This window comes from Yoonia ponticola, assembly GCF_014199395.1.
Lineage (GTDB): Bacteria > Pseudomonadota > Alphaproteobacteria > Rhodobacterales > Rhodobacteraceae > Yoonia > Yoonia ponticola.
Map to the genome: position 1 here is coordinate 75,258 of NZ_JACIJM010000009.1, position 19,692 is coordinate 94,949.

Consider the following 19,692-nt stretch of genomic DNA (forward strand, 5'->3'; position numbering starts at 1 on the left):
ATGTCTTGGCTGTCCAAAATGTTCGGTGGCGGTTCCCCTAAGGGGCCCGTTGCCGAGGAATACAACGGGTTTCGCATCTTTGCGGAACCTATGCAGGACGGAAAACGGTACCGGATCGCGGCCCGTATCGAACGTGAAATTGATGGCGAGGTGAAGTCACATCAGTTGATCCGCGCTGATACGTTAGAAGGTCTTGATGCAGCGATTGAGGCGTCCGCCGCGAAGGCACGACAAGTGATCGACGAGCAGGGCGAGCGTATCTTTAGTTAGGTCGGTGAAAGCTGGTTTGGTTTTTGGCTTGTCTATTTCTGCTTTAGTTTGGCGAATTTCCCAAAATAATACTCACGAACTTTACATTTTCGAACATTTGGTGCCGTGGCATCGATTTGGATTGCCGCGTTTGGCCGCTGAGTGGCGTTGAAATTGATGTGCATTGCTTGATCGCTTCGAAAACGCACAAATCTATATGAAGCGTTTGAAAATGGAGACTACCCAAAGTCTTGCGGCTGACCTATAGTCACTGTGGATAAGTCCAACCCAATACTCACGATGTGCAACGAACGAGGATTATTATGCGGTGTCCATTTTGCGGAAACGTCGACACGCAGGTAAAGGACTCGCGTCCGGCTGAAGACCATGTCGCCATTCGTCGTCGTCGTTTTTGCCCCGCTTGCGGTGGTCGATTTACGACTTACGAACGTGTTCAATTGCGCGATTTGGTTGTGATCAAATCAAACGGACGTCGCGAAGATTTTGATCGCGATAAGCTGGAACGCTCTATCCGTATTTCGCTGCAAAAGCGTCCGGTGGAACCCGAGCGGATGGATCAGATGATCAGCGGTATCGTTCGCCGTTTGGAAAGTCTGGGTGAAACTGACATTCCGTCGACCACGATTGGCGAGATTGTCATGGAAAGCTTGGCGCGAATTGATACCGTCGCTTACGTCAGATTTGCCAGCGTTTACAAGAACTTCCAAGCGGCTGATGACTTTGATAAATTCGTGAGTGAACTGCGTCCAGACATCCTATCCGAGACGTGAGACCAACTGAGTTAGACACCCGATTTATGGCGCTTGCCCTGCAATTAGGGCGGCGCGGTCAGGGGCAGGTATGGCCAAATCCGGCCGTTGGTTGCGTAATCGTGAACGGTGGCCGCGTTGTTGGTCGCGGTCGGACGATGAGCGGCGGCAGGCCGCACGCAGAAGTTGCGGCACTCGCTGAGGCGGGGCAAAACGCGGCTGGCGCGACGGTTTATGTGACGTTAGAGCCTTGCGCACATCACGGTCAAACCCCGCCGTGTGCTGGTGCGTTGGTTGCAGCGAAAGTTGCGAAAGTCGTGGTCGCTACGGGTGATCCCGATCCTCGTGTGAACGGCGGCGGCATCGCGATGTTGCGCGCAGCAGGGATCGACGTTGTCACAGGTGTGATGCAGGCTGATGCCGACCGCGATCACGCTGGTTTTTTCAGTCGTGTGACCCAGCGTTTACCATATCTGACGTTAAAGGTAGCGACGACTTTGGATGGTCGGATCGCCACAAAAACTGGTGAAAGTCAGTGGATCACGGGACCTGATGCACGGTCGTCTGTCCATGCAATGCGTGCAAAACATGATGCGGTGATGGTCGGTGCAGGCACGGTTCGCGCTGATAATCCGCAGTTAACGGTGCGCGGTATGGGGCCTCGTCGTCAGCCTGTTCGTGTCGTTGTGTCCAGCGATCTTGATTTACCAATGCAATCGCAGATGTTTTTTACGACTGATGATGCGCCGCTCTGGTTGTGCCATGGTACGGGCGATGCGACGGCATTCACGGCGCAGGGGGCCGAGAGCTTGCCGTGCCCTATGGTTAACGGGCGCGTCGACGTGGCGGCGGCTTTGACCGCTTTGGCGGACAAAGGGTTAACGCGGGTGTTTTGTGAAGGCGGCGGCGGGTTGGCCGCATCGTTACTGACTGCGGGACTGGTTGATCGGCTTGAGGTGTTTCAAGCCGGAAAAGTCATTGGCGCGGACGGTATTGCGGCGGTGGCCGGCATGGACGTCGCGCATTTGGCGGACGCGCCAAATTTCAGACTGGTCGCCACGCGCCGAATTGGCGACGATGTTTTGTCGTCATGGGACCGCGTTTAACGCCATAAATGCGCGTAACTTGCGACCGCACCTTGAAGCTTTGCAATGCTTCTATTCCAGCGTGACGGCGCCGGAATATCGTTGTTTGCAAGGCGTTCGACGACTATTTCTACAGGGCAAGCCTGTCCGGTTTTCGGGTCGAAATAGCGCGGATAACGGATCAAGGTGGCATGAACGAGTGCGGTTAAATCCGGTGTTGCGGCGCGGCGCGGGCAGGGCGCACCACGGTCGTCGGTTAGCCCCCAACCCGCGTAGAATGGCATGCCTGTGCAGACGACGGTTTTGTTGCGAAGCAGCGCTTCAAAGCCCAAAAGACTGGTCATCGTCCAGACATCATCGACCAAAGTGAGGGCAGCGATGGGATTCGTGTCCGTCAAAATAGCATCGGCGTAGTCGGCAGCGTCGGGGATCGCGCCGTCGCGCAAACCCGCTTCGACATCGGGGTGGGGTTTATACAGGATCACGGCGGCGGGGTTGGCATTGCGCGCCGCGATCAACAAATCGCGGTTCGTTTTTATGTTGCCAGCGCCACATTTGATCGAGGCATCGTCTTCGACTTGGCCTGGAACCAGAATCCGCCGCCCTGCAGGAAGACCAGTTGGCAGTGTTTGCGTTCCGGTGTTGTACTTCGAAAGGCCTTTTGAAATAAGTGACTTAATTAACCTGTTGGTGCGGTCGCGATCTGCGGTGCTCAGCTTGGGTTGCGTATTGATGATTTGTTCGAGACGGCTGGGTTGGGTCGGATCATAGTAAATACCCAAGTCGTCGCAGACGAGCGATAGCGGCGCAATGAGGTCCGCGCCTAACCCCTGCGAGCGTAAGAATCCATCTTCGACACGTACCACATCGTCCATGCCGTCGGACATTTTGCTGGCCCACGACATGCAGCGCCGTGCTTCGGTCCGGGCTTTTTTAACTGCGTCCAACCCCTCGGCGAAAATGACGGGTTTGACGTGGCCAAAGACGGCTTGCAACGGTTTGCGTTTCCACATGCGCATGCCGGATGCGACCCAGCCTTGATGATCGTCGCGCCACGCGCGGGCTTGTGCGTCGAGCGTGTCAATGACTTGTTCTAATTGGCAAATACGGTCGCGGAACGGGTCGTACCATGTGGGATAGAGGATCATTGCTGCGGCGAATAATTGCGCTTTAGTTAAACTGCGTTGGCGTCGATCTAATGGGTTTCGATCGTCGGTGAGGCCCCAGCCAATGTAGAATGGTTGGCCGAAAACGACGGGTTTGTGGCCCATTAAGATCGCTTCGAAACCCATTTGCGACGACACTGTGTAGACGGCGATTGCGCCTTCAAACAGCGCGTAGGGCGAGATTGCTGTGTCGTTAAGCGTGATGCGTCCGGTGCAATCGGCATCTGTGAAGTAGCCTTCTCGGTGGCCTGCTGTGGTTTCGGGATGCGTTTTAACGATAATTTGCGCGTTCGGGTGCTCCTCTTGCGCGTAATATAACATCTCGCGAAAGGTGTTCAGGTCGGCGTTGCTGGCCTTGACCGAAGCGTCGCCTTTGGTCTGGTCGATGACGACGACGTAGCCCGGATCAGGGGCAGGGGTGGTCGGATCGAAGGCGTTGTATTTCGACAGATGTAGGTCTTGAAGCCTCTGAATGGCGGATTTCGCGCGGTTCAGGAGGGCCGTATCGTCGAGCGGATGCTCGGTGAGCAGGATTTCGAGGTCCGATTTCGTGGCAGGGTCAAAATGCACGCCTTGCGTGTCTATGTGAAGTCCAAGAGGATCAGCGCCGTCGCGGCCTGTTAACACTGATCGCAAAAATGCATCCTCGACGCGGACCATATTTGCGTCGGTCCACGCGGCAATTGTTTCACCGCGATGCGCGGTCGGACTATTGCCCCAAACGCCCACAAGATCGCCGTCACTGGGTTTGCCGAGTGTGATGTCGTAGCCCGCAAGCGTCATAATCCGGCGGACCCGCTTTTGCGTCAAAAATCCACCGTTAAAAACGTAAAGCCGCCGCAGAGGGGTGTCCTCTGCGGCGGCATGTCCGGCTGTGGACGTCATTTTTAGTTGCCGATCAGGGTCGTCGACGCTGAATCAAGCGCAGATACAGAGTTCAGCGATCCGGTCAGCGCAGCGATTGTTTTGTTGAACTGGCTGAACGGTGCTTCGGTCACGTAGACTGTATCTTCGTCACGGATCGCGAAGTCGCGGGCCATGAACACGCCATTTGGTCGTGTCAGATCAAGCACATAGACGACGCGCTGTGTACCAACTAGATCATTGCGACCTGTCAGTTGGTTCGCGATTTCCTGCGGTTCATTACGGAAGACAAACACGCCAGTCGGGTCGGCAAGAGTGGTCGATAGACCGCCGACTTGGGCGATAGCTTCGATTGCAGAGATTGCTTGGGAATCGAACTGAACCTGGCTTTGTGACCCAGTTGCGCCGAGCGCGGTGAAGCTGCGGTTGTCCTCTTCGACGAAGATGCGGTCGCCTGCACGTAGCGCGATATCGCTGCCCGGATTGTCGTACAGGTCATCGAACCAGATCGAACCAGAGTGGCTGCCGCGAATGACTGTGACCTGCGCGATTTCGGGGCGAATGCTAACGCCGCCTGCGGATGCGAGCATGGCTGCAAGTGTTCGTGTTGGGCGTTCGATGGAGTAAACACCTTGGGCGTTAACCGCTCCGGCTATCGCTACGGTTGCGCCGTCACCCGCGAGGCGGCGAACTTGGACTTGCGGATCAGGTGTTTGATCGGACAATTTTTCGCTGATAATGCGGCGCACGGCTTCTGGTGTATTTCCAGCAGCGCGGATGCGGCCTGCGTAGGGCACGAAAATGAAACCGGAACCGTCGACTTGGACTTCTTCAAGTACGGTTGCGTTCTGGCCTGTTGGCACAAGCAAACCGTCGTCCACGTTTTCCCAGATCGTCAGGCCAAGCACGTCGCCGGGGCTGATCATATCTGACCCGAGGCTCGCTGCGTTGCGGAAACTGGACGCGAAACCAAGCGCTGGCGTGACTGATGCGATCGCGTTGACGCGGTCATCGACGGTTAAAATAAAGGCGTCGCCTTGTTCAAGGACGGACCCAGAGAAGATTTCGGATTTGTTAGGACCCGCGCTTGGCAGGCCACAAGAAGCCACGAAACCGAGGGTCACGACGATAGCGACGCCCTTTGCTAGGCGCAATGTCAGGGTTTTCACTGCTTGGTCTCCTCGACCTATTATTATTCTGCCTCGTGGTCCTACTTTTGGCGCAAGACCTTTGTATTTGCAGTCAGGCTAGGGGAAAGTAGCATTAAAAACCAGATAGCTGGCGAAATCCGACTTTGATGCATGGCGAAACTGTGACTTTTCAGCCGCGACGTAGGTTATCACCACTAGTTGTTGTGGTTGTCAGGTTACAATGCGCAAGGGCTGGCGAGGTGGATTTTTGCCAGCTTTGAGCGCGTCGTAGGGATCTTCGGCGGCGAGCATCATATCGACGACCTGACGCATCAATTGACGGCGACCACGGGCGGCATAGAATCCGCCCGGAATTTGCGAGGTTTCGAGCAGGAAGCGTCTGTAATCTTTGTAAGCTTTGCTGTCGGGGCGCGTCGGGCTTGAGAAGAATTCCGGCAGCGGTTGTTCGGACACAAATTGCGGTTTGGAATAGACGGCTTGGCCGAATACCTTGATCGGAATGCCGCGCCAAAGCACCTGTTGCCCAGCCGTAGAATTGACGGTCACAGCGGTGCGCGCCTGATCCAACAACCGCGCGAGTTTGCCGCCGCGCACGTAATGCACACGCGTTTGCACGCCGTGCTTTTTAGCGGCCGCACGGATGAGTTTGCGGATCGGAGAGCGGTCATTTTCTAAAGGATGTGCTTTAAAAACAAGGTGATGGTGGCGGGGGGCGCCATTCGCGAATCCGTCCATCACTACGTCGATAAATTCGGACATGCGCGTGAACGGCGAATGCTTTTGAAAGCTCGCGTCGTGCTCTAACTGCATGAGAACAAGGTGATATGGAAAACCGCCATGCCTGATCCGCATCGATGCAATCCGCCGATCAAGGGCGATAAACGGCATGAGAAACAGGCGTTTCGTGTAGAGATATGCTTCGGTTGCGACGGGCAATTCGCGGTGCCGTGTAAAATTGCGGTAGTCGCGGTTCCGGAACATCACGAACCAATGGTAAAGTGCGCCGTAAAACACGTGTTGGCGCATGTCGCCCCAATGCGCGGGTGGGGTCGGGACCTCGAGATCGGAAAGCGCGAGCGCCTGCTGCATCTCGGGGACTGCCATGGTCATCAGCCGCGAATGGCCGTTGGTGCCGCCGCGTTCATAGGTGACCCAGTAGGGACGCATATAGCCTTCTTCGAAGACATGCACTGTGATGTTTTGGGCCTGCGCAAGTGCGACGGCTTCGGCGTGGATGGGACGGGTGTCGCCGTAAAGCACGATGTCGGTGATCTGGCGGTCATCAATGATACCAGTCAGGGTCGCCGCCCAATCGTCGGGTTTGCCGCGAAACGGGATATATCCGGGCTTGCCGAACCAGAATGCACGGTCGCCCGCGTTGAACCCGACACGCGACACTTGCACGCCCGCGGCACGCAGCATCACCCCCAATCTATGAAAGAAGGGGCCGTGCGGTCCTTGCAGGAACAAGAAGTGGCGGTTTGTTGGGTCAGTCACTGGTAAATTGCTAACTTAAAAAGGTTACGAAACGGTATCCGTCATCTGTCTGGCGAAAATATGGCGGGGCTGTCAATGCGGCGGGTGCTTGTTTGTCGCGGGTTGTGGCGCTACGTCTCACATAACTTAGCAAAAGGACGACCCATGTTTACCGGCATTATCACAGATATTGGTCACGTATTAGAAGTAGAGCAGCGCGGGGACCTGCGTGCGCGTATTGGTACGGCATATGATATTGACGGGATCGATATTGGTGCGTCGATTGCTTGTGATGGGGTTTGTTTGACTGTCATAGCACTTGGGTCCGCGCCGCAGAATTGGTTCGATGTCGAGATTTCGGCGGAAAGCGTGGATGCGACGAATATCGGTCGTCATGCGTGGGGCGTTGGGCGTCGTGTGAACCTAGAACGGGCCCTGAAGGTCGGTGACGAGTTGGGCGGTCATATTGTGTCGGGCCATGTGGACGGTGTTGCCGAGGTGGTCGCGATGCACGATGAAGGCGACAGCACGCGCGTGCGTTTCCGCGCACCGGAAGCACTGGCGCGGTTCATTGCACCGAAAGGATCGGTCACACTGAACGGCGCGTCTTTGACGGTGAACGAAGTTGATGGTGCTGTTTTTGGGGTGAATTTTATTCCACATACCAAGGTCGCGACGACTTGGGGGGATGTGGCCGTAGGTGATGTGATCAACCTAGAGGTGGATACAATGGCGCGTTATGTGGCGCGTTTGCAGGAATATGCTTAACGGGCGTTAGCGCCTGCGGCGAGCGGGTTGGAGGCGCTGCCCCCTTGGCCTGACGGCCAATTCCCCCGGGATATAGAAAAAGTCAAAGAAGCTGTTAGGTGTCGATTCCAACCAGCGCTTTGGCAAAGTCGTCGGGGTCGAAAGGTGCGAGGTCGTCGATTTGTTCGCCGACGCCGATTGCATGGATTGGCAGGCCGAATTTATCGGCAAGCGCCACAAGAACGCCACCCTTCGCTGTGCCGTCGAGTTTGGTCATCACAAGGCCGGTGACATCAGCAAGGTCTTGGAACACTTTGACCTGCTGTACTGCGTTTTGACCTGTTGTTGCGTCCAAAACCAGCAGTGTGTTGTGCGGTGCATCGGGGTCTTTTTTGCGGATGACGCGGACGATTTTTGACAGTTCTTCCATCAGATCGCTGCGATTTTGCAGACGTCCTGCGGTGTCAATCATCAGCAAATCTGCACCGTCTGCTTCGGCTTTGGTCATGGCGTCAAAGGCGAGGCTGGCGGGGTCTGACCCTTCGGGGGCGGTCAGGACGGGCACGCCTGCGCGATCACCCCAGACTTGCAATTGTTCGACTGCTGCAGCGCGGAATGTGTCGCCTGCCGCGATGACCACGGATTTGCCAGCAGCCTTAAACTGGCTGGCGAGTTTACCGATGGTTGTGGTTTTGCCAGATCCATTGACGCCGACGACCAAAACAACCTGAGGTTTATGCGTGTAAAGCGGCATCGGGCGGGCGACGGGTTCCATGATACGGCTGACTTCGGTGGCCATGAGGGACTTGATTTCGTCCACTGACAGCTTCTTGCCTATGCGTCCTTCGGCCATATTCGCTGTCACGCGCAGGGCCGTATCGACGCCCATATCGGCGCTGATCAGCAGTTCTTCGAGCTGTTCAAGCATGTCGTCGTCAAGCGTGCGACGCACGACGGTTTTCTTGTCAGCAGCGCTGAAAAGGCGCCCCAAGAGGCCGGACTTTTTCTCAGGAACGTCCGTGACGGTTTCCGCGAGCAGGGGGGCGACGGGCGAAATTTCGGTGGACAGCGTGACAGAGGGCGCAACGGCTTGCGGCTTTGGGGCAGGCGCGATGTTTTCTGGCTCTGGCTCTGGCTCTGGCTCTGGCTCTGGCTCTGGCTCTGGCTCTGGCTCTGGCACGATTTCAGGCTCAGGATCGGGCACGCTGTCGATAATGGCCTCGACATTAGCCTCAGTCGCAGTGGGTTGCGGTTCAATATTCTCTTCAACAGGAGCGGCGATGTCCTCTTCGCCACCGTCGCTGACAATGGCATCAAGCCCTTTGTCGATTTTGGCGGATGATTTGAACATCCGGTCTTTGAGCTTTTTGAAAAACGCCATTGTCGGTTGGTCCTTTGCCTTATGAAAACAGACTTAACCTTTCAAATCACGATATGAAAGAGGACGGGGCGCGAAGCTAAGCATGTATCCGTCTTGCATAGCCCATGTTTTTGATTAACGTTTTGGCAATGTGTAGGTTTTATAAGGATCGGGTAACGTCATGAGCAGCAAAGCACCGGCGCAATGGCGCGTCATATTAGCGTTTATTTTCGATTTGATCACCAGTTTTGCGGTGTTCGGGTATTTGGTCGCCTTGGTCACGGGCGGGCTGACTGAAACCGGCTTTGCTTTGGAAGGGGCGGCTGCGCTGTTGGTGTTTGTGCTGGTGATTGCCTATTTCATCTTGATGCCACGGTACGTAGGTGGTCGGATTTGGCAGCATATTTTCGGCGCCAAACCCGTTTGAAATCAGTGCTTTGATGAAATACGGACGGGGCGTTAAACCTCGTCCGCAAAGTGTTTCATCACCATCTTGATCGGGTTTGGGGCGGCTTGTCCCAGCCCGCAAATGCTGGCGTCCGTCATAGCTGTACACAGATCTGTTAACAGGGCTTGGTCCCAAGTGTCGGCTTGCATCAGTTTGACCGCCTTTTCGCAGCCGAGGCGGCAAGGGGTGCATTGGCCACAGCTTTCGTCTTCAAAAAAACGTAGCATATTCAGCGCGGCGTCGCGGGCTTTGTCCTGATCCGATAGCACGACCACGGCAGCGGACCCGATGAAGGTGCCGTGTGGTTGCAGCGTGTCGAAATCCAGCGGAATATCGTTCATGGATGCGGGCAACAGGCCGGACGACGGACCGCCAGGTTGGTAGGCCTTGAAGGTGTGACCGTCCAACATGCCGCCCGCTACGGCGATGAGGTCGGTGATGGTTGAACCCGCGGAAAGCAGATAGACGCCCGGATTTTGCACGCGCCCAGAGACAGAATAAGAGCGTAACCCCTTGCGACCGTTCAGTTCTGTTCCATTCAAGCATGCGGGGCCTTCGCGTAAGATGCGGGCAACCCAAAGTAAGGTTTCGACGTTGTGGACCAATGTTGGTCGGTTGAAAATACCAACTTCGGCGACAAATGGCGGGCGGTGGCGGGGAATGCCGCGTTTGCCTTCGATGCTTTCGATCATCGCGGATTCTTCGCCGCAAATGTAGGCGCCTGCACCGCGTCGCAGGTCGATGTAGCCTTCAGCGACGATGCCTGCCGATTCTAGTTCCTTGATTTCGCGCCGTAAAATTTCCAGAACGGCAGGGTATTCATCGCGCATGTAGATAAAGCAGGTGTCTGCTTCGACGGCCCAAGCGGCGATTAACATGCCTTCGAGGAATAGATGCGGCGTGCGTTCGAGGTAAAAGCGGTCTTTGAACGTGCCCGGTTCGCCTTCATCGCCATTGACGGCCAAGTAGCGCGGACCTGCGTGGTTGCGCACAAAGCCCCATTTTTTGCCCGACGGAAAGCCCGCACCGCCCAATCCGCGAAGTCCGCTTTCATGGATCTGGTCTTGGACTTCTTCCCAGTCGCCGCTGTCTCGGAGTTTGGTTAGTTCAGTGTAACCGCCTGATGCGGCATATGTTTTATAGGTTTCGTAGTCGGGCACGTGGGCATGCGTATCATCCTCACTGATCGCAGCTTCAACTTTTTCAGGGGTGGCGTGGTCAATATGATGGTGGCCGATTTCCAAAACGGGTGCGGCATCGCATCGGCCCATGCAGGGCGCACGCATCACCCGCACTTCGCTGGGGTCAAGGCCGTCGTTCAACGCCTTTTGCAGGGCTGCTGATCCGGCCAATTCACACGATAAGGAATCGCAGACGCGAATGGTTAATGCTGGTGGTGGCGTTTCTCCTTCTTTGACCACATCAAAATGGGCGTAAAAGGTTGCTACTTCGTAAACTTCTGCTTGAGACATGCGCATTTCTTCGGCCAAAGCGCGCAAGTGGGCGGCGGACAGGCAGCGGTATTTGTCTTGAATTAAGTGTATGAATTCAATCAACAAATCGGACCTGCGTGGGCGATCACCCAGCAATGCGCGGACGTCATCCCAAGCTTGATCGTCCAATTGACGACCTTTTGGTGTGTGCCGCCCTTTGCCTTTGCCTGATTTCCAAACGCCCTTTTTTTCGTCCAGCGCCATGGTGTATCCCCTTAATTTTGTTGACCCTTTATAGCCGTTGGCAAGACCGCTACACTACGGAAAAGCGACGTCTGATCGCCCAGAGGCGCATCGATTTCGTTCCTATCGGTGCAAAGTTGTTAAGATACGACGCATTCGCCGCGAAATTCACTGGCACTTAAGGTTTGAGCGGTTAGAAATGACCCATGATTTTGTTTGTACTCTCAACCTGTTTGCCTGCGGCCTTGATCGTCGCCGCTGCTTTATTTGCCGGACCTTGGCCGGTGCTGGCGGTCTTGTCGCTGACAGTGATGGTCTGGGGGCTGGATCATTTCGTCGCAAAAGTGTCGGTTCCGCTGAACGAACGGTCAAGCCGGACTGCTGACATCCTGTCTGCGCTGCTTGCCGTGGTTCATTTTGGCCTGCTGTCGCTGGTGATCTGGGCCATGTCGGGGGACGTTTTATCAAGCATCGACAAGGTGTTTTTGTTTTTCGCGAGCGGGACGTTCTTTGGTCAAATCAGCAATTCAAATGCGCATGAACTGATCCACCGACGCACCCGAGGATTGTTTCGTTTGGGCAAATGGGTGTATATTTCTCTGCTGCATGGGCAGCATGTGTCGTCGCATTTATTGGTGCATCATCAGTATGTTGGCACGCGACAGGACCCGAGTACGTCGCGCTTGGGCGAAAGCTATTATAGCTATGCGTATCGGGCGTGGTTGGGCGAAATTCGGGTTGGTTTTCAGGCCGAGGCCAAGCGTTTGCGCCGCGTGCAACGCTCGCCTTTGGGAAATCCATACCTGATATACGCGCTTGGCTCGCTTGGCGTGCTTGCCGTGTCTTATATGATTGGCGGATTTATCGGGGTAGTTTGGCATGTTGCCCTTGCCAGTTTTGCGCAGCAACAATTGTTGCTTTGTGACTATGTGCAACACTATGGTTTAGAAAGAAAAATTGCGGATAACGGGAAGCCTGAACCCGTTGGTGACACCCATAGCTGGAACGCACCGCAGTGGTATTCGTCGGGTATGATGTTGAACGCGCCGCGCCATTCCGACCATCATGCGCATCCATCGCGGCCTTACACGATGTTGGATTTGCCGTCTGATGGGCCGATGTTGCCGCGATCATTGCCGGTTATGGCGACACTTGCGCTCTTTCCGCGGGCGTGGCGGCGGGTGATGGACCGACGGGCGCGGGACTGGAAAGATACCACGGCCCTGTGATACGCGGGTTGAAACGGATCAACGGACGACAGCCATGCGGATTCTTGCGATCATTTTCAGCTTAATGGCGGCACCGGTTCTCGCCGAAGAGCCGATGAGTGCTGCCGAATTTGATGCGTTTGTGACCGGTCGCATCGTCAGCTTTGGGACTGAGGGCAATCCGGGCTTTGGTGTTGAGCAGTACTTGGACGACCAGCGGGTGATTTGGTCGCCGGGCGATGGGACCTGCACAAATGGCGTTTGGTACGAGAGCAAAGGTGACATTTGTTTTCGTTATGACGGTGATCCTGAACCTAAATGTTGGGCGATTTACCGCGAAGGCGACGGGATGCGCGCGATTTACACCACACGACCTGACACGACAGTGATTTTCGAAACAGAGGCTTTTAGCGTGCCGCTGATTTGCGACGGTCTTTCGTCTTGAAGCCGTACCGCAAGTGGTCGCATTCACATGGGTGACTGGCTGGTATCTATCGCCGGAACGCCGGAAGGTGCCCGCCTTGCTACTTCTTTCGCGCTGTTTTCTGCCGTTGCTCATGCGGTGTTTGGTGCGTTGCAAAAGGGGCGTCACGACCCGTGGATGACACGCGGCGCGATTGATTTTTGGCTCGCAGTTTTGTCTGCCCCTGTGGCATTGTTCTTAGTGCCTTGGCCGAACCAAACGACAGCGATTTTGCTGGTCGGTGCCGTGGTTATCCACTTGGCGTACAAGGTTACAATGGCGTTGGCCTACGAAAAAGCAGCGTATACAGTGGTTTATCCGGTGGTTCGCGGCACCGGACCGTTGGTGACAGTGATCGCCGCGACGATGTTTTTCAACGAACATTTCTCACTGGTCCAGTGGTTGGGCGTGGCGTGTTTATCCGGCGGGATTTTGTTGCTGGCGCTGCGCAATCTGGCCGAGGAAACGTTGGACCCATATACGCTAAAACTAGGATTGAGCTGGGCAATCTTGGGCGGCATTTTGGTTGCGATTTATACGACTTACGACGCTTATGGCATCCGTCAATCCCCTGATCCGTTTACGTTTTTGGCGTGGTTCTTTTTCGTGACCGCGTTTGACATGCCGTTGATCGCGGTTTGGCGCTACCGCCGGATGGTTAACTCGCCGGATTTAGGCCCGTTGCTGCAACGCGGGTTTTGGGGCGCGTTGATTGCATGGCTTAGTTTTGGCGGCGTGATGTTGGCCACAAGGTTGGGCAAGGTTGGCGAGGCGGCGGTGCTGCGTGAAACATCTACTGTGTTTGCGGCCCTGATCGGATGGTTCATTCTGGGAGAAAAGGTCGGGCCGCGCCGTCTGTTTTTGATGTCGCTGATCGCGCTGGGCGCTGTGATCGTTGAACTGGGTGGATAACAGGTGCGTTTTCGGGCTGGCGTCGCGGGATGCTTGAGGTAAAACGAGCGTATGAAAACCAAACCTATCAACCCGATCCTGAAACAAGTCCTTGAACTGGGGCCGACGCTTGTCTTTTTCTTGATTTATCTGCGGATCAAGGACGATACGTTTACTGTCGCTGGCACTGAATATTCCGGCTTTATTGTCGCCACGCTTGTATTTGTTCCGATCCTGTTGCTTGCGATGGGGACATTGTGGGCGCTGACCAGATCGATCAGCCGTATGCAGGTTTTTACCGCATTTATGGTGATTTTCTTTGGCGCGTTGACGGCTTATTTCAACGATGAGCGGTTCTTCAAAATGAAAACCTCTATCGTTTATGGCTGTTTTGCGGTCATTCTTGGTATCGGTTTGCTGCGCGGTCGCAGCTATCTGGAATGGGTGATGGGGGATTTCCTACCGATGAAAGACGAAGGTTGGATGATCCTGACCAAGCGGATCACGGTCATGTTCATCGCCCTTGCAATTGCAAACGAATTTATCTGGCGCACGCAGTCGACAGAGCTATGGGTCAAGCTAGAAACATTTGCGTTTCCGGCCATTCTGTTTCTCTTTCTTTGGTCGCAAATCGTTGGTTTGCAACGGTTTTTGATCGAACCAGAAGGCGAAAGCTGATTAATGCGGATAGGTTTCCGACGTGTATGACGTCGGCATCTGCGGATCGCGGTAACGCATCATATTGAGGTATTTTGGCTGGATCGGGCGGTTAAACACCACGCCTGTACGGCTATTTGCGGCCCATTTGACTGTGGCGACATTGGCATCATCACTGCCGCGTAGCACGACAGCCTCGCCAACGGGGACGCCCTTCAGGCCTGCCACGCAGGCACCAGCTTCGTTGATATCAACGATGTAGGCGACCTGCGGGCCACCGGGTCGGATGACATGTACGGGAATGTGCGTCTGATAACGGTGCGGTCGTGACGGATATTTCATGGATTGCCCTTTCATCTTATGACGCTTTTAGAAAAATTCACTTAAATACGCGTTAATTGCCGCTGAGATATTTCATAATTGTTCGACGCCGGATTGATCGCCGTGCGACTTGTCAGAATGGCGAAAAGACTCGACTCGTTAACGTATTCGCTGCACAAAACTGTGAACTCCAAAAAATCAGAGGTCTTATCATGCTTGTCCGGTCCATTCTTTTGACATCAGTTGCTTTGAGCCTTGCCGCCTGCGGGGGCAGCAGCAGCAGCGGTCCTTCGTTCAGCGAGTTGCAGCAGGATCTTGAAGATTCGACATTGTTTACCCTTGGTGAAGACGATGACATCAACGTGGCTAGCTTTGCGTCGTTGAAGGCGGCTGGCGGTGCTACCTACGCGGGGCAAACGGCTATTTATCTGGATATCACGGATGCCGATCTCGACAGCCCAGTAGATGATTATCCGACACCTACATTGCTGGGCGAACTCGCCTTGCAGACCTCGTTTTCAGACGATGCGGGAACGCTGACGGGCAGCATGCGCAACTTTGTTGATAGCGACGAAAATGCAAAATCTGGCACAATTAGCATCACCAAAGGCGAAATCGTTAACGAAGAGGGCGGTAATATTGTTGCGGCCTTGTTTAATGGGTCGCTGAGCGGCGCCGGTGCCGGAAGCCGTGACTATGCGGGGATTACCGTCGGTGCCATTTCTGACGCAGGCGATCTGGTCGCCCTAGGTGTTGGCGGCACGTTTGCAGGTGGATCGAGCATTCCAGTAGACCTCGAAAACCTCGACGATCTCGAGCCCGAATATCTGATGATCCTCAGCGCCAGCGAAAACTAAACTGACTACATGACGACAACGGGGCTGCCATTCGGCGGCCCTTTTTGTGAACACTGGTTGACCTTGGTGTTGGCGCTGACTATCGACGCTGCGTGGCGATTTGTTACCGGATTGCGGGCCACGTTAAAGAAACCGCTAAAAAGGCTGCGGGTTTTGAACCCCGATGCCTTGCCCGGTGTCGGGGTTTTGCTTTGAAAAGCGCCCCCTGATGAGAAAGAACTGACATATGTCCAACACATCAAACTGGTCGCGCCGCACCAAAGCCATTCACGCGGGCATCCGCCGCAGCCAATATGGCGAAGTGTCCGAGGCGATTTTCCTGACCCAAGGGTTCGTTTACGAGACCGCAGAAGACGCCGAGCAGCGCTTTATCAAGATCGAAGGCGACGAATTTATCTATGCGCGCTACGGCAACCCAACGCTTGCGATGTTCGAAGACCGGATGGCCGCATTAGAGGGTGCCGAGGCGGGCTTTGCCTGCGCATCGGGCATGGCGGCTGTAAACGGCGCGTTAATGTCGCTGGTCAAAGCGGGCGACCATGTGGTGTCGTCGCGGGCCTTGTTCGGGTCATGTTTGTACATCCTAGAGGACATTCTCACGCGCTTTGGCGTCGAAGTGACCTTGGTCGATGGTCGTGACCTCGATGCGTGGCAGGCGGCGATCCGCCCTGACACGGCGTTGGTGTTCCTCGAAAGCATCTCTAATCCGGTGATGGAAGTCATCGACCTGAAAGCTGTCGCGGATATGGCCCACGCTGTTGGCGCGATGGTCGTCGTTGATAACGTCTTTGCCACGCCGACCTATTCCTACGCGATCGAAGCGGGCGCTGATCTGGTTGTTTATTCGACCACGAAACACGTGGACGGGCAGGGACGCTGTCTGGGCGGTATCATTCTGGGGAAACGCGATATCGTGCGCGGTCCGGTTGAATCCTACCTCAAACATACCGGTGGGGCGATGTCGCCGTTTAACGCTTGGGTCATGCTGAAATCGCTGGATACGCTGGACCTGCGCGTTGATGCGCAATGTGACACGGCTGAAATCCTTGCGAATGGGCTGGCGGGTCATCCGAAATTGGACAAAGTGATCTATCCCGGTCACCCGTCGCATCCGCAATATGAACTCGCGCAGAGCCAAAGCAAACGTGGCGGCACAGTGCTGGCGATTGATGTGAAAGGCGGCAAGGCCGAGGCGTTCCGTTTCCTCAATGCGCTTGAAATCTTTACGATGTCGAACAACTTTGCCGATACTAAATCCATCGTCACGCATCCTGCGACCACGACACATCAACGCCTTGCATCTGAACATCGCGCCGAGTTGGGCATCAGCGATGGGGTTGTGCGCGTATCGTGTGGTCTTGAAGATCCAAACGACTTGCTGGCCGATCTGCAAAAGGCGTTGGACGCGATCTAAACATTGCTGGAACACGTCATTTCGGCGTGTTCCGGCCTAAATCCGTCGAAAAAGAAGGGTGCGCTCAGGTTTCACATGGCTATGCTGGGCGAACTTGTACCTTCGAAAGTTTCTGTTTCATGTCTGATCCAACCGACGCGATGGCGCGTATCTTAACTGGTATCAGTGGAAAGCTGTCACAATCGCCCGATACAACTGCGGCGGGTGATCAGCAGGGGGACGCGGCCTTGAATTTACAAACGCCTAACCTTGATCGCGACCCGACGCGGGCCGAGGCCGAAGCGGCTTTGGCCTTGCTGCGGCGCTGGGCGGGGGATGTAACAGCTGAAGAAGTTGCCACGTTAGATCCGCTGGTTTCGCGTCTGATCCCCGGGCAAGAAGTGTCGAATTATCCCGCATTGGCAAGGGCTTATCCCGATGCGTTCGAAGTGGATGATGCGTATAAAGAAACTATGCCTGATCTGCAGAACGGCCCATCCTCGCTGATTAAGGGGACGAAACAGCAAATTCAGCACGTTGGTATTTCGAATTTCCGCCTGCCAATCCGGTTCCATACGCGCGACGGTGGTGATCTGACATTAGAGACGTCGGTGACGGGGACTGTTTCGCTTGATGCCGAAAAGAAGGGCATCAACATGTCGCGCATCATGCGGACGTTCTATAAGCATACCGAAGAAACGTTCAGTTTCGACGTGATCGAACGGGCGTTGGATGCTTATAAAACTGACCTTGAAAGTTTTGACGCGCGTATCCAAATGCGCCTGTCGTTCCCGATGAAAGTGCAAAGTCTGCGGTCTGGTTTGACCGGATATCAGTACTACGACATCGCCTTGGAGCTGGTTGAGCAAGACAACGTAAGGCGCAAAATCGTACATTTTGACTACGTTTACTCGTCCACTTGCCCCTGTTCGCTTGAACTTTCCGAACATGCGCGGCAATTTCGAGGGCAATTGGCCACGCCGCATTCCCAGCGATCTGTCGCGCGAATTTCGGTGCAATTGGAAGACGGTCAAAGCATTTTATGGTTCGAGGACCTGATCGACATGGCCCGCGCGGCGGTGCCGACTGAAACCCAAGTTATGGTGAAACGCGAGGATGAACAGGCGTTTGCCGAACTCAATGCAGCGAATCCGATTTTCGTCGAAGACGCGGCACGCCTGTTCTGCGAACAACTGCTCAAAGACCCGCGCATCGGTGATTTTCGCGTCGTTGCCAGCCACCAAGAAAGCCTGCACAGCCATGATGCGGTGTCCGTGCTGACCGAAGGTAACACATTTGCATCCGACAGCATCGACCCCAAAATGTTCGCGACATTGTTCCACGTCGGTTGATGTCGAAACAGGGGCGAACGCGCTTCTGCGGTAACTGTGCCGCGCTTGCTGTGGTCGCGGGTGTCGCGGTCTCTTGACAGCCCCCACGCATCAGGCCAACCCTGCAACATGATCGACTTTCGCCCCGTTGGATATGTTATTGGCCTGCTCGTGGCGTCCCTTGGTGTGACCATGTTAGGGCCCTTGGCGCTTGATATTGCTGATCAAAACGGCGAATGGCCGATTTTTTTCGAAGCCGCGACAATCACCATTCTTGCAGGCATTCTGACCGCGATCGCTTGTTCGAACGGCATGACAGATCGCCTGACGCTGCGTCAGACCTTTTTGCTGACGTCCTTGGTCTGGATCATGCTGCCATTTTTCGGTGCAATCCCATTTGTGCTAGGCGCGACGCAGGCGAATTTCACCGATGCGTTTTTTGAAGCGATGTCGGGACTGACCACGACGGGCGGCACAGTCTTTACAGGGCTCGAAGATTTGCCACGTGGACTTTTGTTCTGGCGGGCGATCCTGCAATGGTTGGGCGGTGTTGGTATTGTCGTGGTCGCGATGGTGTTCCTGCCTGAACTGCGGGTCGGGGGCATGCAGATATTTAGATCCGAAGGCTTTGACACCATGGGCAAAATCCTGCCCCGTGCAGGTGAGATCGCAAGTTCGATTTCAACAATTTACATCGGGCTCACCATCGCTTGTGCCTTCGCATATGCGGGGGCTGGCATGGGGCGGTTCGACGCTGTCGTCCATGCAATGACCACGGTTTCGACGGGCGGCATGGCCAATACAGACGCGTCGTTTGGCGCCTACAGCGCGTCAAGCCACTATATCGCAGCGGCGTTTATGATCCTCGCCGCACTGCCGTTTGTTCGATATGTGCAATTGATGGCGGGCAGCGCGCAACCGATTTGGCACGATTCACAAATCCGTGGGTTCCTTGGCGTCATCACAATCGCAGTGCTTTTGATTACGTCGTGGGTTTGGGGCCGTGATGGAAACATGACAGAGGCAGCCTTTCGCGAGGCGCTTTTTAACGTCACATCAATTATTTCTGGCACGGGATTTTCCAGCGCGGATTACATGTCTTGGGGCACATTCCCAGTTGTGATGTTCTTTTTCATTGGCCTGATCGGGGGCTGCGCGGGATCAACGTCATGTTCGATCAAAGTGTTCCGCTTTCAACTGCTTCTCGCGTCGATCAAAAGCCAAATCCGGCAAATCCACTCGCCACATGGGATGTTCCCGCCTCGTTACGACGGCAAAACCGTGTCCGAGGACGTTTTGAACTCGGTCATGGCGTTTTTCGTCGCGTTTCTCTTGCTGCTCGGCTTTGTCGCGGTTTTACTCGGCATGACGGGCCTCGATTTCATCACATCAGTATCGGGTGCGGCGGCCGCGATTGCGAATATCGGGCCGGGTCTCGGCACTGAAATCGGACCTGCGGGCAATTACGCGGGCATCAACGACGCAGCCAAATGGATTTTGTCGGTCGCAATGTTTGTTGGCCGCCTTGAAATCATGGTTGTGTTGGTCATCCTCACACCTAAATTCTGGAGATCTTAAT

The 19,692-nt window shown here is 55.1% G+C and carries 19 protein-coding genes and 1 riboswitch; of the genes, 13 read left to right on the forward strand and 6 right to left on the reverse strand.

Annotation, left to right across the window (positions count from 1 at the left end; genetic code table 11):
• The 3 genes from FHS72_RS14410 to ribD all read left to right on the forward strand — a co-directional run bounded on the left by FHS72_RS14410 (position 1) and on the right by ribD (position 2,125).
• Entirely contained in the window at positions 1-270 is a 270-nt protein-coding gene (locus FHS72_RS14410) for an HlyU family transcriptional regulator (protein ID WP_183530367.1), read from the forward strand.
• Between the two features lie 302 nt (positions 271-572).
• On the forward strand, positions 573-1,040 hold the full coding sequence (gene nrdR, locus FHS72_RS14415) for a transcriptional regulator NrdR (RefSeq protein WP_183530369.1): 468 nt from the start codon (positions 573-575) through the stop codon (positions 1,038-1,040).
• A complete protein-coding gene (gene ribD / locus FHS72_RS14420) occupies positions 1,037-2,125 on the forward strand; it encodes a bifunctional diaminohydroxyphosphoribosylaminopyrimidine deaminase/5-amino-6-(5-phosphoribosylamino)uracil reductase RibD (protein ID WP_343042698.1) in 1,089 nt (362 codons plus the stop codon). Before nrdR ends, ribD begins: the two co-directional genes overlap by 4 nt.
• Here the strand turns inward: ribD and FHS72_RS14425 are convergent.
• From FHS72_RS14425 to FHS72_RS14435, 3 genes are all read right to left on the reverse strand, one after another.
• Positions 2,122-4,155, reverse strand: a complete 2,034-nt coding sequence (locus FHS72_RS14425; protein WP_183530373.1) for a capsular polysaccharide biosynthesis protein — start codon at positions 4,153-4,155, stop codon at positions 2,122-2,124. The two genes, ribD and FHS72_RS14425, sit on opposite strands and share 4 nt — an antisense overlap.
• Before the next feature lie 2 nt (positions 4,156-4,157).
• Positions 4,158-5,303 (reverse strand): polysaccharide biosynthesis/export family protein, encoded by a 1,146-nt coding sequence (locus FHS72_RS14430; RefSeq protein WP_183530375.1) that lies wholly within the window; start codon positions 5,301-5,303, stop codon positions 4,158-4,160.
• Positions 5,304-5,495: 192 nt separating this feature from the next.
• On the reverse strand, positions 5,496-6,782 hold the full coding sequence (locus FHS72_RS14435) for a capsule biosynthesis protein (protein ID WP_343042699.1): 1,287 nt from the start codon (positions 6,780-6,782) through the stop codon (positions 5,496-5,498).
• A gap of 144 nt (positions 6,783-6,926) precedes the next feature.
• Here FHS72_RS14435 and FHS72_RS14440 point away from each other — a divergent pair, with 144 nt between their 5' ends.
• Positions 6,927-7,529, forward strand: a complete 603-nt coding sequence (locus FHS72_RS14440) for a riboflavin synthase (RefSeq protein WP_183530377.1) — start codon at positions 6,927-6,929, stop codon at positions 7,527-7,529.
• A gap of 94 nt (positions 7,530-7,623) precedes the next feature.
• Here the strand turns inward: FHS72_RS14440 and ftsY are convergent, their stop codons facing one another.
• On the reverse strand, positions 7,624-8,889 hold the full coding sequence (gene ftsY / locus FHS72_RS14445; RefSeq protein ID WP_183530379.1) for a signal recognition particle-docking protein FtsY: 1,266 nt from the start codon (positions 8,887-8,889) through the stop codon (positions 7,624-7,626).
• 160 nt (positions 8,890-9,049) lie between these two features.
• Here ftsY and FHS72_RS14450 point away from each other — a divergent pair, with 160 nt between their 5' ends.
• Complete coding sequence (locus FHS72_RS14450; protein WP_183530381.1) at positions 9,050-9,295, forward strand: hypothetical protein; 246 nt, start codon at positions 9,050-9,052, stop codon at positions 9,293-9,295.
• A gap of 32 nt (positions 9,296-9,327) precedes the next feature.
• Here FHS72_RS14450 and FHS72_RS14455 read toward each other — a convergent pair whose 3' ends face one another.
• Positions 9,328-11,013 (reverse strand): NAD(P)H-dependent oxidoreductase subunit E, encoded by a 1,686-nt coding sequence (locus FHS72_RS14455; protein ID WP_183530383.1) that lies wholly within the window; start codon positions 11,011-11,013, stop codon positions 9,328-9,330.
• Between the two features lie 185 nt (positions 11,014-11,198).
• Here FHS72_RS14455 and FHS72_RS14460 point away from each other — a divergent pair, with 185 nt between their 5' ends.
• From FHS72_RS14460 to FHS72_RS14475, 4 genes are read left to right on the forward strand one after another with little or no spacing between them, the layout of a single operon-like run.
• Entirely contained in the window at positions 11,199-12,221 is a 1,023-nt protein-coding gene (locus FHS72_RS14460; RefSeq protein WP_183530385.1) for an alkane 1-monooxygenase, read from the forward strand.
• 34 nt (positions 12,222-12,255) lie between these two features.
• Positions 12,256-12,645, forward strand: coding sequence for a hypothetical protein (locus FHS72_RS14465; RefSeq protein WP_183530387.1), 390 nt, complete (start codon positions 12,256-12,258; stop codon positions 12,643-12,645).
• A gap of 27 nt (positions 12,646-12,672) precedes the next feature.
• On the forward strand, positions 12,673-13,575 hold the full coding sequence (locus FHS72_RS14470) for a DMT family transporter (protein ID WP_183530389.1): 903 nt from the start codon (positions 12,673-12,675) through the stop codon (positions 13,573-13,575).
• Between the two features lie 51 nt (positions 13,576-13,626).
• On the forward strand, positions 13,627-14,232 hold the full coding sequence (locus tag FHS72_RS14475; RefSeq protein WP_183530391.1) for an inner membrane-spanning protein YciB: 606 nt from the start codon (positions 13,627-13,629) through the stop codon (positions 14,230-14,232).
• On the opposite strand, the gene FHS72_RS14480 is transcribed toward FHS72_RS14475, so the two are convergent.
• Entirely contained in the window at positions 14,233-14,553 is a 321-nt protein-coding gene (locus FHS72_RS14480) for a hypothetical protein (RefSeq protein ID WP_183530393.1), read from the reverse strand. It lies immediately after the preceding gene.
• A 191-nt stretch (positions 14,554-14,744) separates the two neighbouring features.
• On the opposite strand from FHS72_RS14480, the gene FHS72_RS14485 reads away from it, so the two are divergent.
• From FHS72_RS14485 to FHS72_RS14500, 4 genes are all read left to right on the forward strand, one after another.
• Complete coding sequence (locus FHS72_RS14485) at positions 14,745-15,389, forward strand: hypothetical protein (RefSeq protein WP_183530395.1); 645 nt, start codon at positions 14,745-14,747, stop codon at positions 15,387-15,389.
• Positions 15,390-15,471: 82 nt separating this feature from the next.
• Positions 15,472-15,549: riboswitch (SAM riboswitch) on the forward strand.
• A gap of 66 nt (positions 15,550-15,615) precedes the next feature.
• A complete protein-coding gene (gene metZ / locus FHS72_RS14490; RefSeq protein ID WP_183530397.1) occupies positions 15,616-16,803 on the forward strand; it encodes an O-succinylhomoserine sulfhydrylase in 1,188 nt (395 codons plus the stop codon).
• Positions 16,804-17,030: 227 nt separating this feature from the next.
• Positions 17,031-18,134: a GTP cyclohydrolase FolE2 gene (folE2, locus tag FHS72_RS14495; RefSeq protein ID WP_246414730.1), complete on the forward strand. Its 1,104-nt coding sequence runs from the start codon at positions 17,031-17,033 to the stop codon at positions 18,132-18,134.
• A 108-nt stretch (positions 18,135-18,242) separates the two neighbouring features.
• Complete coding sequence (locus tag FHS72_RS14500) at positions 18,243-19,691, forward strand: TrkH family potassium uptake protein (protein WP_183530399.1); 1,449 nt, start codon at positions 18,243-18,245, stop codon at positions 19,689-19,691.
• Position 19,692: the final 1 nt, after the last annotated feature.

What these genes read in the sequence shown, in the direction of transcription:
- FHS72_RS14425 (WP_183530373.1), bottom strand. Translation starts at nt 4,155, where the DNA reads ATGACGTCCACAGCCGGACATGCCGCCGCAGAGGACACCCCTCTGCGG.
- FHS72_RS14480 (WP_183530393.1), bottom strand. Translation starts at nt 14,553, where the DNA reads ATGAAATATCCGTCACGACCGCACCGTTATCAGACGCACATTCCCGTA.
- metZ (WP_183530397.1), top strand. Translation starts at nt 15,616, where the DNA reads ATGTCCAACACATCAAACTGGTCGCGCCGCACCAAAGCCATTCACGCG.
- FHS72_RS14485 (WP_183530395.1), top strand. Translation starts at nt 14,745, where the DNA reads ATGCTTGTCCGGTCCATTCTTTTGACATCAGTTGCTTTGAGCCTTGCC.
- ftsY (WP_183530379.1), bottom strand. Translation starts at nt 8,889, where the DNA reads ATGGCGTTTTTCAAAAAGCTCAAAGACCGGATGTTCAAATCATCCGCC.
- FHS72_RS14475 (WP_183530391.1), top strand. Translation starts at nt 13,627, where the DNA reads ATGAAAACCAAACCTATCAACCCGATCCTGAAACAAGTCCTTGAACTG.
- FHS72_RS14500 (WP_183530399.1), top strand. Translation starts at nt 18,243, where the DNA reads ATGATCGACTTTCGCCCCGTTGGATATGTTATTGGCCTGCTCGTGGCG.
- FHS72_RS14440 (WP_183530377.1), top strand. Translation starts at nt 6,927, where the DNA reads ATGTTTACCGGCATTATCACAGATATTGGTCACGTATTAGAAGTAGAG.
- FHS72_RS14470 (WP_183530389.1), top strand. Translation starts at nt 12,673, where the DNA reads ATGGGTGACTGGCTGGTATCTATCGCCGGAACGCCGGAAGGTGCCCGC.
- FHS72_RS14450 (WP_183530381.1), top strand. Translation starts at nt 9,050, where the DNA reads ATGAGCAGCAAAGCACCGGCGCAATGGCGCGTCATATTAGCGTTTATT.
- FHS72_RS14465 (WP_183530387.1), top strand. Translation starts at nt 12,256, where the DNA reads ATGCGGATTCTTGCGATCATTTTCAGCTTAATGGCGGCACCGGTTCTC.
- FHS72_RS14410 (WP_183530367.1), top strand. Translation starts at nt 1, where the DNA reads ATGTCTTGGCTGTCCAAAATGTTCGGTGGCGGTTCCCCTAAGGGGCCC.
- nrdR (WP_183530369.1), top strand. Translation starts at nt 573, where the DNA reads ATGCGGTGTCCATTTTGCGGAAACGTCGACACGCAGGTAAAGGACTCG.
- FHS72_RS14460 (WP_183530385.1), top strand. Translation starts at nt 11,199, where the DNA reads ATGATTTTGTTTGTACTCTCAACCTGTTTGCCTGCGGCCTTGATCGTC.
- FHS72_RS14455 (WP_183530383.1), bottom strand. Translation starts at nt 11,013, where the DNA reads ATGGCGCTGGACGAAAAAAAGGGCGTTTGGAAATCAGGCAAAGGCAAA.